Annotated in this window: 8 protein-coding genes; 6 read left to right on the forward strand and 2 right to left on the reverse strand. The window is 69.7% G+C overall.

Annotation, left to right across the window (positions count from 1 at the left end; translation table 11 throughout):
- From ON26_RS00960 to ON26_RS00980, 5 genes are all read left to right on the forward strand, one after another.
- Positions 1 to 545: neutral zinc metallopeptidase (locus tag ON26_RS00960; RefSeq protein ID WP_040794013.1), on the forward strand; the 545-nt coding region annotated here is incomplete at its 5' end.
- A gap of 72 nt (positions 546 to 617) precedes the next feature.
- Positions 618 to 3,413: a DNA polymerase III subunit gamma and tau gene (locus tag ON26_RS34005; protein WP_040794014.1), complete on the forward strand. Its 2,796-nt coding sequence runs from the start codon at positions 618 to 620 to the stop codon at positions 3,411 to 3,413.
- A 256-nt stretch (positions 3,414 to 3,669) separates the two neighbouring features.
- Positions 3,670 to 4,884, forward strand: a complete 1,215-nt coding sequence (locus tag ON26_RS00970) for an acetyl-CoA C-acetyltransferase (RefSeq protein WP_040794015.1) — start codon at positions 3,670 to 3,672, stop codon at positions 4,882 to 4,884.
- Between the two features lie 39 nt (positions 4,885 to 4,923).
- The gene (locus ON26_RS00975; protein ID WP_040794016.1) at positions 4,924 to 7,077 is read left to right on the forward strand and encodes a 3-hydroxyacyl-CoA dehydrogenase NAD-binding domain-containing protein; all 2,154 of its coding nucleotides are present in this window, start codon (positions 4,924 to 4,926) and stop codon (positions 7,075 to 7,077) included.
- Positions 7,078 to 7,268: 191 nt separating this feature from the next.
- On the forward strand, positions 7,269 to 11,132 hold the full coding sequence (locus tag ON26_RS00980; RefSeq protein WP_373280915.1) for a protein kinase domain-containing protein: 3,864 nt from the start codon (positions 7,269 to 7,271) through the stop codon (positions 11,130 to 11,132).
- 14 nt (positions 11,133 to 11,146) lie between these two features.
- On the opposite strand, the gene ON26_RS00985 is transcribed toward ON26_RS00980, so the two are convergent.
- Positions 11,147 to 12,463: a class I SAM-dependent methyltransferase gene (locus ON26_RS00985; protein WP_040794017.1), complete on the reverse strand. Its 1,317-nt coding sequence runs from the start codon at positions 12,461 to 12,463 to the stop codon at positions 11,147 to 11,149.
- Positions 12,460 to 13,911, reverse strand: a complete 1,452-nt coding sequence (locus tag ON26_RS00990; protein WP_051026462.1) for an FAD-binding oxidoreductase — start codon at positions 13,909 to 13,911, stop codon at positions 12,460 to 12,462. The genes ON26_RS00985 and ON26_RS00990 overlap by 4 nt, the downstream gene beginning before the upstream one ends.
- A 143-nt stretch (positions 13,912 to 14,054) precedes the next feature.
- Between ON26_RS00990 and ON26_RS00995 the strand changes: the two genes are divergently transcribed.
- The gene (locus ON26_RS00995) at positions 14,055 to 14,489 is read left to right on the forward strand and encodes an SRPBCC family protein (protein ID WP_040794018.1); all 435 of its coding nucleotides are present in this window, start codon (positions 14,055 to 14,057) and stop codon (positions 14,487 to 14,489) included.
- Positions 14,490 to 14,509: the final 20 nt, after the last annotated feature.

A 14,509-nucleotide genomic window follows, 5' to 3' on the forward strand; every position in this document is an offset into this window, starting at 1 on the left:
ATCTGTCGTTCGCGCCGCCCACACTGGAGGTCAGCGCGACCACCGCGGGCATCACCACCCCGTGCACCGGCACGACCACCAACTTCGCGGCCTTCTACTGCCCGGCGAACAAGACCATCTACATGCCGATCAGCCAGTTGCAGACCGACCTGTTCGGGGACAACTGGGTGGTGTACCTCTCGGTGTTCGCCCATGAGTACGGCCACCACGTCCAGGCCATGTCGGGGATCCTCACCAAGGCCAACCGCGAGCGGGTGGAGGCGGGCGCGCGCAGCGATCGCGGCCTCGAGCTCTCGCGCCGGATCGAGTTGCAGGCGCAGTGCTTCGACGGCATGTATCTCGGGTCGTCGCAGGAAGCCGGCGCGCTGAGCAGCTCGCAGATCAGCCTGGCGATCCGCGACGCGAACGGCCGCGGCGACGGGCCGACCGACTCGCCCGACCACGGCAGCTCGGAGAACAGCGGCAGCTGGTTCGAGATCGGTGTGGACCACAACCGCACCGCGCAGTGCAACACCTTCGCCGCCCCGGCCGAAGCCGTGAGCTGAGCAGCTGAGCGGGTTCGGTCCGAACACCCGGCTCCTCCCTACCGCGTCGGGCCTCGGCAGTAGTCTCGGGCTGTGGCTCTGTACCGGAAATACCGACCGGCGACATTCGCGGAAGTGGTGGGGCAGGAGCACGTCACCGAACCGCTGAGTACCGCGCTGGACACCGGCCGGATCAATCACGCCTATCTGTTCTCCGGGCCACGTGGTTGCGGCAAGACGTCTTCGGCCCGCATCCTGGCCCGCTCGCTCAACTGCGAGCAGGGTCCCACGGCGAACCCGTGCGGGACGTGCGAGTCGTGTGTGGCGCTCGCGCCGGGCGGACCCGGCAATCTCGACGTGATCGAACTCGACGCCGCCAGCCACGGCGGCGTCGACGACACCCGTGAACTGCGCGACCGCGCCTTCTACGCGCCCGCCACCTCGCGCTACCGGGTGTTCATCGTCGACGAGGCGCACATGGTCACCACGGCGGGCTTCAACGCGCTGCTCAAGATCGTCGAGGAGCCGCCCGCTCACCTGATCTTCATCTTCGCCACCACCGAACCGGACAAGGTGCTGCCGACGATCCGCTCGCGCACCCACCACTACCCGTTCCGGCTGCTGCCGCCCGCCACCATGCGCGGCCTGCTCGGGCGGATCTGCGAACAGGAGCACGTCGCCGTCGAGGAGGCGGTGTATCCGCTGGTCATCCGGGCGGGCGGCGGCTCGCCCCGCGACAGCCTCAGCGTGCTCGACCAGTTGCTCGCCGGCGCGGGCGACGAAGGCGTCACCTACCACCGCGCGGTCTCCCTGCTCGGCGTCACCGACGTGGCCCTGATCGACGACGCCGTGGCGGCGCTGGCCGGTGCCGACGGCGCCGCCCTGTTCGGGACCGTCGACCGGGTGATGGAGGCCGGGCACGATCCGCGCCGCTTCGCCGTCGACCTGCTCGAGCGCTTCCGCGACCTCATCCTGCTGCAAGCCGTGCCCGACGCCGTCGAGCGCGGCCTGGTCTCCGGCCCAGGCGACGTGCTCGACCGGATGCGGGAACAGGCCGAGGGCATCGGCCCGGCCGGGCTCACCCGTTACGCCGAACTGCTGCACGAGGGACTCGGCGAAATGCGCGGGGCCACCGCGCCCCGGTTGCTGCTCGAGGTCGTGTGCGCGCGGATGCTGCTGCCCGCGGCCTCCGACAGCGAGGCGGCCACCCTGCAGCGGCTGGAACGGCTCGAGCGCAGCCTGGCGAGCGGGACTCCGCTGCCCGCCGCGCCGGTCGCGGGCGCGGAATCCGCTGCCGCGCCGGTGGTCACCCGGCCGGGTGCCGGTGATCCGTCGCGGCGGCGTGGGGCCGAAGCGCTGGCCGCCGTGATGCAGAGCAAGGGCAAGGATGCCGCTCGGTCCTCGGGCGACGCGGAGGCGGAGCGCCCGGCCCGCAGCGCGCCGACATCAGCTGCGCCCACGTCGGCGGGACCACCCGCGACCCCTTCGGCCGGACCATCTGCTGCGCCGACCTCGGCCGGACAGCCCGCTGCTGCGGCCGCCTCGATTGCGTCGCCTGCGGCCGGCCCCTCGGCGTCGGCGTCGGCCTCGACTGTGCCGGCCTCGACTGTGCCGGGATCGGGTGTGCCGGGATCGGGTGTGCCGGGATCGGGTGTGCCGGGATCGGGTGGGTCGGCGGCGGGAGAGGCCGCCGCGCCGATCGCCACGGACGGCGATGTGGCCGGAGGGCAGCAGGGCGGGCAGTCCGGCACGACGCGGCGGATCGACTCGGAGGAGGCCGGCTCCCACGCTCAGGCCGGGGGCAGCCGCTACCCGGCGGAGGACGCGACCCCGCACGCCGCCGGGTACGAGTCCGGAGCACGCGATGCCGACCGCGCCGAGATCTCGCGCGAGGAGCTTCGGCCGGTTCCCGGCCGAGCGGGCAGCGGCGGGATGGGCCCCGGCCCGGCGGGCAGTGGGCGGCCCGAGTCCGACGAGGCGGGCAGTGGACGACCGGAGCCCGGACTTGCGGGTAGCGGGCGGATGCAGCCCGAACCGGCGGTGAGCGGGCGGGTCGAGCCCCCTGCGGGACAGGCCGCTGTCGCGAACGCGGCGCCGGAGCCGGGAGGTGCGGTCGCGGGACCGGTGCGGTCGGCCGAGGAGGTGCTGCAGGCGGTCGACGGCGCGTGGACGCAGATCCGCGCGAAGGTCCGCGAGTACGGGTCCGCGGCGATTCCGGCCATGCTGTCGGGGGCGTCGGTGGTCCGGGTGGACGGGGAGGCGATCGTCTTCGCGCACCCGACCGCGGTGCTGGTCGGGCGGCTGTCGGAACCGCGCAATGTCGAGGCGATCCGGTCGGCGATCCGGGAGGTGCTCGGCATCGATTACGAGGTCCGCTGGGAAGGCGGATCCGGGGCCCGGCCGCAGGCGCAGGCGGCGCGGCCGAAACAGGTTGCGGTGCAAGGTAATCGCACCGACAAGGGCGGCGCGCAGCAGGGGCGGGGCGGACAGGCCGCGCCCGCGCAGGCCAAGGCGGGCAGGCAAGGGGGGTTGCCGCAGTTCTCGCGGCCGAGTCAGGCCGGCGCGGCGGCCGCGGGCGGGTCCGAGAACGCGCGCCCGAAGCGGTTCGCGCCGGTCGGGGACGACGACATTCCGCCGCCGGATTTCCCTGACCTTCCCGATGATCCCGGCCCCGGCGACTTCTCCCCGCCGGACCCGGCGCAATTCGAGACCTCGGGGTCTGCCGAGTACGCCCCGCCCGCGGTGCCGGGACCGCTGACAGCCGAGGAAGAGCAGGAGATGCTCGCCGAGGCCGCGAAGCCCGTGGCGCCGGAGGATCGGCGCGACCCGGATGAGGTCGCTCTGGAATTGCTCCGCGCGGAGCTGGGCGCCACCAGGATGGATGGTTGACAACCCCCGTCCCGACGACGTTAAGTTAACGGGAGTTCGCACACCGGCGCTACTATGAACGGGTGCCCGCGAGCTCCGACGCGACGAGGTTCTATGGTATGCCCAGACGTGCGGGCGGCCAGAGCGTGCGTCTGTCGGTGCGTGCCGAGTTTTGTACAGCGTTAGGACGGTCGGTCGCACGGCCGGTCGGCGAGGTTATCCGCGCCTGCACCGCATACCGCGGTGCGGGGGCACCTTAAGGAAGGAACACTCCGATATGACCACAGAGGCCTACATTTACGAGGCCATCCGCACTCCGCGCGGCCGCGGCAAGAAGAACGGTTCGCTGCATTCGGTCAAGCCGATCGACCTGACTGTTGGTCTGATCCAGGAGCTGCGCAACCGCTTCCCCAACCTCGACGAGGACCGGATCTCCGACCTGATCCTCGGCTGCGTCGGTCCGGTGGGCGATCAGGGCGCCGATATCGCGCGCACCGCGGTCACCGTGGCGAAGCTGCCCGACACCGTCGGCGGCTTCCAGCTGAACCGGTTCTGTGCCTCCGGCCTCGAAGCGGTCAACCTGGCCGCCCAGAAGGTGCGCTCGGGCTTCGACGACCTGGTCATCGCCGGTGGTGTCGAGTCCATGTCCCGGGTGCCGATGGGCTCCGACGGCGGCGCCTGGGCGCTGGACCCGGCTACCAATTACGACTCCTACTTCGTCCCGCAGGGCGTCTCCGCCGACCTGATCGCGACCATCGAGGGCTTCACCCGCGAGATCGTCGACGGCTACGCGGTGCGCTCGCAGGAGCTGGCCGCCAAGGCCACCACCGGCGGCTACTTCGCCAAGTCGCTCGTGCCGGTCAAGGACCAGAACGGCCTGATCGTGCTCGACAACGACGAGCACATGCGCCCGGGCACCACCCTCGAGGACCTCGCCAAGCTGCAGCCCTCGTTCTCCGTGATCGGTGAGATGGGCGGCTTCGACGCGGTGGCGCTGCAGAAGTACCACTTCGTGGAGAAGATCGACCACGTCCACCACGGCGGCAACAGCTCGGGCATCGTCGACGGCGCCGCCCTGGTGCTGGTCGGCTCCGAGGAGGCCGGCAAGGCCTCGGGCCTGACCCCGCGCGCCCGCGTCGTCGCGACCGCCACCAGCGGCGCCGACTCCACCATCATGCTGACCGGCCCGACGCCGGCCACCAAGAAGGTGCTCGACAAGGCCGGCCTGACCGTCGACGACATCGACCTGTTCGAGATCAACGAGGCGTTCGCCTCCGTGGTGCTCAAGTTCCAGAAGGACCTGAACATCCCGGACGAGAAGCTGAACGTCAACGGCGGTGCCATCGCCATGGGCCACCCGCTGGGCGCCACCGGCGCCATGATCACCGGCATCATGGTCGACGAGCTGGAGCGCCGCAACGGCCGCTACGCGCTGCTCACCCTGTGCATCGGCGGCGGCATGGGCGTGGCCACCATCATCGAGCGGGTCTGATCCCCACCGGTCACTGATTCAACAAGGAGACACAGAGCTGTGAGCGAAACCAACATGATCGGTTGGGAGAAGGATTCGGACGGCATCGTCGTACTGACGATGGACGACCCGAACCAGGGCGCCAACACGATGAACGAGCTGTACAAGAAGTCGATGACCGAGACGGTCGACCGGCTCGTGGCCGAGAAGGACGACATCACCGGTGTTGTGCTGACCTCGGCGAAGAAGACCTTCTTTGCCGGCGGCGACCTGAAGAACATGATGAAGGTCGGCCCGGACGACGCGCAGGCCCTCATGGAGGAACTGACCGAGATCAAGGCCGCCCTGCGCAAGCTGGAGACCCTCGGCAAGCCGGTCGTCGCCGCCATCAACGGCGCCGCCCTCGGCGGTGGCCTGGAGATCGCGCTGGCCACCCACCACCGCATCGCCGCCGATGTCCGCGGTTCGCAGATCGGCCTGCCCGAGGCGACCCTCGGCCTGCTGCCCGCCGGTGGCGGCATCATCCGCACCGTGCGCATGCTCGGCCTGCAGCAGGCGCTCATGGGCGTGCTGCTCCAGGGTCAGCGCAACTCCCCGGCCAAGGCCAAGGAGATCGGCCTGGTCGACGAGCTGGTCGGCTCGGTCGAGGAACTGGTCCCGGCCGCCAAGGCGTGGATCAAGGCCAACCCCGAGGGCGGCGTGCAGCCCTGGGACAAGAAGGGCTTCAAGATCCCCGGCGGCACCCCGGCCAGCCCGGCGTTCGCGGCCAACCTGCCCGCCTTCCCGGCGAACCTGCGCAAGCAGCTCAAGGGCGCCAACATGCCGGCTCCGCGCGCCATCATGGCCGCGGCGGTCGAGGGCTCGCAGGTCGACATCGACAACGCCTCGCTGATCGAGTCGCGCTACTTCGTGCACCTGCTGACCGGCCCGGTCGCCAAGAACATGATCCAGGCCTTCTTCTTCGACCTGCAGTCGATCAACAACGGCGGCTCGCGTCCCAAGGACGTGCCGAAGAAGGAGATCAAGAAGGTCGGCGTGCTCGGCGCGGGCATGATGGGCGCGGGCATCGCCTACGTCTCGGCCAAGGCCGGCTACGAGGTCGTGCTCAAGGACGTCACCACCGAGGCGGCCGAGCGCGGCAAGAACTACTCGGAGAAGATCGAGGCCAAGGCCCTCTCCCGTGGCAAGACCACCGAGGAGAAGTCCAAGGCGCTGCTCGACCGGATCAAGCCGACCGCGGACGCGGCCGACTTCGCCGGCGTCGACTTCGTGATCGAGGCCGTCTTCGAGAACACCGAGCTCAAGCACAAGGTGTTCCAGGAGATCGAGGACATCGTCACCCCGGACGCTCTGCTGGGCTCCAACACCTCCACCCTGCCGATCACCGGTCTCGCGACCGGCGTGAAGCGCCAGGAGGACTTCATCGGCATCCACTTCTTCTCGCCTGTCGACAAGATGCCGCTGGTGGAGATCATCAAGGGTGAGAAGACCTCCGACGAGGCGCTGGCCCGGGTGTACGACTACACCCTCGCCATCAAGAAGACCCCGATCGTGGTCAACGACAGCCGTGGCTTCTTCACCTCGCGCGTGATCGGCACCTTCGTCAACGAGGCGATCGCCATGCTGGGTGAGGGCATCGAGCCCGCCACCATCGAGCAGGCCGGTTCGCAGGCGGGCTACCCGGCTCCGCCGCTGCAGCTGACCGACGAGCTGAACATGAAGCTCATGCAGAAGATCGCTCGCGAGACCGAAGAGGCGATCAAGGCGGGCGATGTGAAGCTCGGCACCGAGCGTCACCCGGCCATCGACGTCATCGACTGGATGGTCGAGCAGGGTCGTCCGGGCCGCCTGGAGAAGGCCGGCTTCTACGAGTACGACGAGAACGGCAAGCGCCTGGGCATCTGGCAGGGCGTGCGGGATCACTACAAGACCGTGGCGACCCTGGACGTCCCGCTGCAGGATCTGATCGACCGCATGCTGTTCGCCGAGGCGATCGAGACCCAGAAGTGCTTCGACGAGGGTGTGCTCGAGACCACCGCCGACGCCAACATCGGCTCGATCTTCGGCATCGGGTTCCCGGCCTGGACCGGTGGCGTGCACCAGTTCATCGTGGGTTACCCGGGCGGCGGCCAGGAGGCCTTCGTGGCCCGCGCCGACGAGCTGGCCGCGAAGTACGGCAATCGCTTCGAGGTTCCGGCCTCGCTGCGCAAGTGACGCGCGCCACATGAAGTATCGGGTGAGCTGACGTTCGCCGGGTGAAGCCCGCCACCGCATCCACGCGGTGGCGGGCTTCCGCCGTTTCTCCACCAAACCGCGACTCTGCCGCGCTACGTTGGATATGCGCAGGCAAGAAGGACTCGCGGTTCGTCCGCCGGTCCGGCTGTCGTCGGCACGAGGTGGTCCAGGTGAAGCATCAGCCGCGTTCGGACGGGTCCGAACAGGATTCCGCCCAGGTCGATCCGAGCGACCGGCCGGGCGCCGGGGAGAGGCGTGCCCCGAGCACGGGCGAACCCACCCAGCGTCACGCCCCGATCGGCATCGCCGACGAATTGGCGGCGGCCGGGCTGTCGGGTGCGGTGGAAATCGGGCACGGCGGGTTCGGCGTGGTGTATCGGTGCCTGCAGACCGCGCTCGAGCGGGTCGTCGCGGTCAAGGTGCTCTCACCGGACATGGACACCGAGAGCCGGGAGCGGTTCCTGCGCGAGGAGCAGGCGATGGGCCGGGTGTCCGGGCATCCGAATATCGTCGACATCCTGCAGGTCGACGTCACCGCCGCCGGTCTGCCGTTCATCGTGATGCCGTTCTGCGCGCACGGTTCACTCGAGCGGCTCATCGTCGAGCAGGGACCGCTGAGCTGGGCCGACACCCTGCGGGTCGGGGTGAAACTGGCGGGCGCCATCGAGAGCGCGCACCGCGCCAGGATCCTGCATCGCGACGTGAAACCCGGCAACGTGCTGCTCAGCGCCTATGGCGAACCGCAGCTCACCGACTTCGGGATCGCCCGCATCCCGGGCGGGTTCCGCACCTCGAGCAGCCTGATCACCGGCTCGCCCGCCTTCACCGCCCCCGAGGTGCTCAAGGGCGAGGAGCCGTCGATCCGCTCGGATGTCTACGGCCTGGGCGCGACGCTGTTCGCGCTGCTCACCGGGCATGCGGCGTTCGAACGGCAGGCCGGTGAGCGGGTGGTCGCCCAATTCCTGCGAATCACCACCCAGCCGGTTCCGGATCTGCGCGACCAGGAGATCCCGGCACCGGTGGCCGAGGCCATCGAGGCCGCCATGTCGCCGGAGGTCGATCGGCGTCCGGCCTCGGCCTACGCGTTCGGCGAGATGCTGCGCGAGGCCCAGCGCGCGCTCGGCCAGGTGCCCGACGAGATGGCCCTGCTCGATCCCGTCGCACACGATCAGGACATCGGGGAGGTCGCCGTCGAGACCGAGGATCAGCAGGCCACACAACGGTCTGTCCCGTCGGTTCCGGCGGTCGCCTCGCGGCGCAGCTGGCCGTTGACGCTGCGACCGAACGTGTCGAGGCACCCCAACGGGGCGGGTGAGTCCGGCGTGCGGGCGGGCGCGTCGAAAACCCTGGCGCAGGCCGGATGGTCGACCACCGGGTCCTCGGCCGCGCCACCGCCCGCCGCGGCGACCAAGTTCCGGCCGCCCACTCCCGCCAAGGAACCGCTGGCCCGGCCGCGCCTGCTCGAGATCTTGCGCGCGGGCGGGCGGCGCAGGCTCGCCCTCATCCACGCGCCCGCGGGCTTCGGTAAGAGCACGATCGCCGCGCAATGGCGGACCGAGCTCACCGAGCGCGGAATACCGGTGGCCTGGATCAGCCTGGATCGCTACGACGACACCGAGGTGTGGTTCCTCGCCCATCTGCTGCAAGCCATCCACCGGGTGCGCCCGGATATCGGCATCGGGCTGGACCAGGTGCTCGAGGAAGAGCTCGACGACGCGGTGCCCTATGTGATCAGCACGTTGATCGACGAGGTGCACAGCGGCGGCGAGACGATCGTGGTGGTGGTCGAGAACTTGCACCGCATCAGCGATCCAGGGGCGCTGCGCGCGATGGACACCCTGCTCACCAACGGCTGCCATCACCTGCGTTTCGTGGTGACCAGCCGAGACCAGTCCGGGCTGCCGTTGAGCGCGATGCGAGTCGACGACGAACTGGTCGAGATCGGTTCGGCGCAACTGCGGCTCACCCTCGCCGAGACCTCCCGGATCCTGGTGGAGCGCAACGGGTTCGACCTCACCGACAAGCAGGTCGAGCAGATCCACCGGTCCACCGACGGCTGGCCGGCCGCCGTGCAGCTGATCAGCCTGGCGCTGCGCGGTAACAACGATCCGCAGCGACTGCTGGCCTCCAGCCCGGAGAGCGGGCACATCCGCGAGTACCTGGCCGAGAACGTGCTCGACACGCTGGAACGGCGGATGCTCGACTTCCTGACCGCCATCGCGGTCACCGAGCGGGTGAACGCCGATCTGGCGGCCGCGCTGTCGGGGGACAGCGAGGCCGAGCTGCTGCTGGCCCAGGCCGAACAGCGGGAGCTGTTCATGCGCCGCATCGACTACGACCCCGGCTGGTACCGGATGCAAGCGCTGTTCGCCGAGCATCTGCGCGCCCGGCTCGAGCGCACCGATCAGCCGAAATTGCGTGCGCTGCACCGCAAGGCCTCCCGCTGGTACGCCGAGCACCAGTTCCTGCGCAAATCCGTCGACCACGCGCTCGCGGCGACCGACCTGAAGATGGCGCTGGATCTGGTCGAGGGCGGCGGCATGGATCTCATCGACGGTTCCCGGCTGGCCACTCTGCTCGGCACGGTCTCGAAACTGCCGTTGCAGCAGGTGACCTCACGTTCCAAGCTGCTGATGGCCGTGGCCAGGGCGAATGTGAATCTGCAGCAATCCGACGCGGCGCGTTCGGCGCTGGGCAAGCTGACGAACATGCTGCCCGGCGGTGCGGGTGAGGAGAGCGAGGCGCGCAACCAGCGCCGCGAGGCCGCCGTGATCGCCGCCGCGGACGCGGTCACCCGCGATCAGACCGAGGGCGTGCTCGAACAGGTCGCCGATGTGCTCGACGATCCGGGCGACCTGCCCACCTGGGCGGTGTCGACGGCGGCGAACGTGGCCGCCTACGCCCGGCTGTGCGCCTTCGATTTCGCCGGGGCGATCGAGATCCAGGACTGGGCCGCGCCCTATCACGAGAAGTCGAGGTACCAGCTCGGCCCGGTGTTCGGCCTGCTTGCCCGGGGTGCGGCCGCCTACGAACAGCTCGATGTGCAGGCGGCGCTGGACAGCTTCGACGCGGCGTGTGAGACCGCCCGCCGGCTGTCCGGGCCGCGCTCGCACGGGGTGCGGGTGGTCTCGGCGATGCTGGGCGAACTGAAATACCGGGCGGGGGACCTGGCGAGTGCCGACCAGCTGCTCGACGAGAGCCATCAACTGGTGGCCCGGGTCGGCACCGTCGACGTGCTGCTCGCGACGTTCGTGATCGGCGCGCGGGTGAAGGCGCTGATCGGCGACATGCGCGCCGCGACGGCACGGCTGGACGAGGGCGGACGTGTCGCCGCGGATGTCGGCCTGCCCCGGCTGGCCGCGTCTGTCCGCGCCGAGCGGCTGCGCCTCGGCCTGCCGGTCGAGCCGCTGGCCACCGCGGATCTGCTCGGCGGCCGGGGCGTGCGGCGAGTGCGGGGCGCGGACGCGCTGATCGCCGAGGCCGAGGAGATCGCCGCTATTCGCGCCATGCTGGCCGGCGTCGTCCCCGGGTATACCGAGGAAGCGGCGGTGCGCCATGCCCGCGCGTTGCACGGCCGGGCCGTCGAGCAGGGCCGCCCGCGCGCCGAACTCGATACCGGTCTGCTGCTGGCCGAATGCCTCGCCGCCGCGGGCTGGGTCGGCGAGGCGGCCGGGCTGCTCGTGCCCGCCGCCGAGACCTGCGCCCGGCTCGGCTGGCCGCGACCGCTGCTCGATGCCGGGCCGCGGGTGGTCGCGATCCTGCGGGTGCTGCGCAGTGAAGCCGGCCCGGCCGCCGCGGAGGTGCACCGCGAGGACCGGGCCGCGAGCGACGCGACCGCCGTGGATCCGGCCGCTGTGGATCCGGCCGCTGTGAATCCGGCCGCCGAAGTACGGGCCGCCGGCGGCTCGGTCGTCGGCGGCCCGGTCGAGGGTGGACGGATCGGGGAGAATCCGGCCGTGGGCGGCTCGGCCACCGGCGAACCGGACGCCCTGCCCCCGCTACCGGGAGAGTTCCTCGACGAGGTGCTCGGCTGAACGGACCCGGCGGATCAGGGCTGCCACCACGGGCGCAGCGGAACGGTCCAGCTGCCGTCGGCGGGCAGTTTGACGCCGAGCACCTGGTGCAGCTGCACCACATTGCGCTGGAAGCCCAGCCGCGAGCCCGCCATGTACAGACCCCACACCTTCGCCGTGCCCTCACCGACATCCGCGACGCAGGCATCCCAGTTCTCGACCAGGTTCTTGCACCATTCGTGCAACGTCAGCGCGTAGTGCTCGCGCAGGTTCTCCTCGTGCAGCACCTCGAGGCCGACGTTCTGGATCTCGGTGATGATGCGCCCGGAACCGATCAGCTCCCCGTCGGGGAAGACGTAGCGGTCGATGAAATCGCCCGCCCTGGTGGTGCGGGTGTTGTCCGGCCGGGTGATGCAGTGGTTGAGGAACAAGCCGCCCTCGCGCAGCTTGTCGCGCATGTAGCCGAAGTAGAACGGGTAGTTGTGCACGCCGATGTGCTCGGTGAGCCCGATGGAGGACACCGCGTCGAAGTCGGTCTCCGGCACATCGCGGTAATCGCAGTGGCGCACCTCGGCCAGCTCGCTCAGGCCCTCCTCGGCGATCTTCTCGCGCGCCCACGCGGCCTGCTCGGCGGACAGGGTCGCGCCGATGACCCGCACGCCGCGTGCCGCCGCGTAACGCACCATGCCGCCCCAGCCGCAGCCGATGTCGAGCAGCCGGTCGCCCGCCTTCAGCCTCAGCTTCTCGAACACCAGGCGGTACTTGTTCTCCTGGGCCTGCTCCAGCGTCCAGTCCGGTTCGCCGTAGGCGGCGCAGGTGTAGGTCATCGACGGGCCGAGCACGTACTCGTAGAACTCGTTGGACACGTCGTAGTGGTGATGGATGGCCTCGGCGTCGCGAGCCTTGGTGTGGCGCAGGCCCTCCAAAGCGATACGCCGCCAGCGCGGGAGTGTCTCCTGCGGTGGCGGCGCGATCGGCTTGAGCCTCTCCCAGCCCAGTGACCGTGCGATGGTCACCAGCGCCAGTGCCGAGGGACGCCGGAATTTCAACCCCTGCATCGCCTTCAGCGCCTCGTAGGGATCGCCGGGATGCACACCGGTGACTGTCATGTCGCCGGAGATGTAGGCGCGTGCCATGCCGAGATCGCCCGGTGCGGTGGCCAGGTAGTTGATGCCGCGCGGGTTCCCGATGTGCAGGGTGTAAGGAGCATCCTCCGGGCCCGTGGCGCTACCGTCGTAGGCGGTCAGCCGGATCGGGCTCGTGCCCTCGATGAGGGTGTCGAAGACTTCGGCAATGGTGAGCTTGGTTCCGAGATCGGCGAAGACGTCGGAACGGTCCTTGAAAGTCGTCATCTGCGTTGCACCGCCTTCGAATACAGGTCCAGCAAGCGCTGGTCCGGGTCGTAGCGTTTTTTGAGTTTCGAGTAGATTTCACCGCCGTACAGCGCCGCGAACTCGTCCTCGCGGTAGTAGGAATCCGAGTACAGCGATTTGTGGCCGTCGAATTCGGTCACGGTCTTTTCGATCGCGCGGTTGGCCGCGCCCTCCGGTTGCCCGGGGACGGTCGGCACGGCCGACCAGAATCCGACGTTCACATAGGTGCGTTCGCGCTCGAGCGGATACAGCGGCCAGCCCCGCGTTCCGCTGACGCCGCGCACGGCGGGCCCGTCCTCGCGCAACCGCAACGGGCACAGCCAGATCGGCTCGATCGGGATCTCGCGCAGGAACCACTCCACGAAATCGGCGGTGCGCTCGACCGGCACCTCGATGTCCTGCACCACCCGCTCGCGCGGCGGGTTGCCCTTGCGCGCCTCGATCTTGTCGCCGATGTGGTACTTGTGGTCGAGCGCCACGAGCTTCCAGTAGAAACTGCTGCGGCGGTAGCGCTTCGGCCAGAAACGGCGGATGCGGGGGTTCTGGGTGCCGAAGGCGCGTGAGCACCAGAACCAGTCGGTGTCCCAGCGCCACAGGTAGTCGTGGATGGTCAGCCGGTCACGTTTCGGCGTGGCCGAATCGTGCTGGATGGAGCGGTAATAGATGTCCATCCCGGTGTAGTCGGAGACCGGGCCCGGCTCGTCGGTCTGCCTGCCGAGGGTCAGGTAGCTCTCGTCGGCGGTGAAGACGACACCGTCGAGGTAGTCGACCCGTTCGCCGTCGTAGCTCTGCTCGTCGACGACGGTGGCGAGAACGGCTTCGAGTTCGCGCAGGTCGTGGAAGCGCACGTGCCGCAGCGCAACGTAGGGCAGCACCGGCTCGAGCTCGATCTTCAGCCGGACGGTGTAGCCGAGCGTGCCGTAGGAGTTGGGGAAACCGCGGAACAGCTCGGCGTGCTCGCCGTCGGGTGTGGCGGTGAGGATTTCGCCCGCCCCGGTCAGCACGTCCATCTCCAGCACCGACTCGTGCGGCAGGCCGTTGCGGAAGGAGGTGGACTCGATGCCGAGACCGGTGACCGCGCCGCCGAGGGTGATGGTCTTGAGCTGAGGCACCACCAGCGGGGCCAGACCGTAGGGCAGCGTGGCCGCGACCAGGTCCTCGTAGGTGGTCATGCCCGCGACGTCGGCGGTGCGTGCTTCCGGGTCGACGGCGATGACACGGGTCAGGCCCGACACGTCCAGTCCGGGCGCGGGGTTGGCCGCTCTGGCCCGGAACAGGTTCGAGGTCTTCTTCGCCAGGCGCACGTTCGCGCCGGGGGGAATGGCGCGGTAGCTCGCCAGCAGTCGATCGACGCCCGCTCGATGCGCGGCGAACCCTGATTCACGTGTGGCCGGGGTGTGACCGGCCTTGCCCAGACTCACTGCCACCCTGACGACGCTAATACCCGCGGGTCGGGTCGGCCACCAGAAGGGTGTGATGTCGTTGTAAATCTCGAGGGCGCGCGGGGCTGCTGCGCCGCCACAGGGCAGGATTGGGGGAGTCGATCGACAACCGGGACAAGGAGTTCACAGTGGGACAGGTCAGCGCCAGCAGTTCGATCACCGTTGCGGCCGATCCGAAGCGCGCGCTCGAAGCCGTGGCGGACTACGTGACGGTGCGACCGCGCATCCTCTCCGCGCACTACCGGGACTACAGGGTCGTCGAGGGCGGCCAGGGCGAGGGCACCGTCGCCGAATGGATCCTGCAGGCCACCGAGAGCAGGCAGCGCAATGTGCGCGCCACCGTCTCGGTCGCGGGCAACACGGTCACCGAGACCGACGCCAACTCCTCGCTCGTCACCACCTGGACGATCGCGCCGGAAGGTGCGGGGTCCACGGTCACCCAGACGACCACCTGGCAGGGCGCGGGCGGTGTCAAGGGCATCTTCGAGGGGATCTTCGCCCCGCTCGGCCTGAAGAAGATCCAGGCCGAGGTGCTCGGCAACCTGCAGCGCGAACTGGCCTGAGCCGGAACGCCCGGCCGCGC

Source organism: Nocardia higoensis NBRC 100133, assembly GCF_000308595.1.
Classification (GTDB): Bacteria; Actinomycetota; Actinomycetes; order Mycobacteriales; family Mycobacteriaceae; genus Nocardia; species Nocardia higoensis.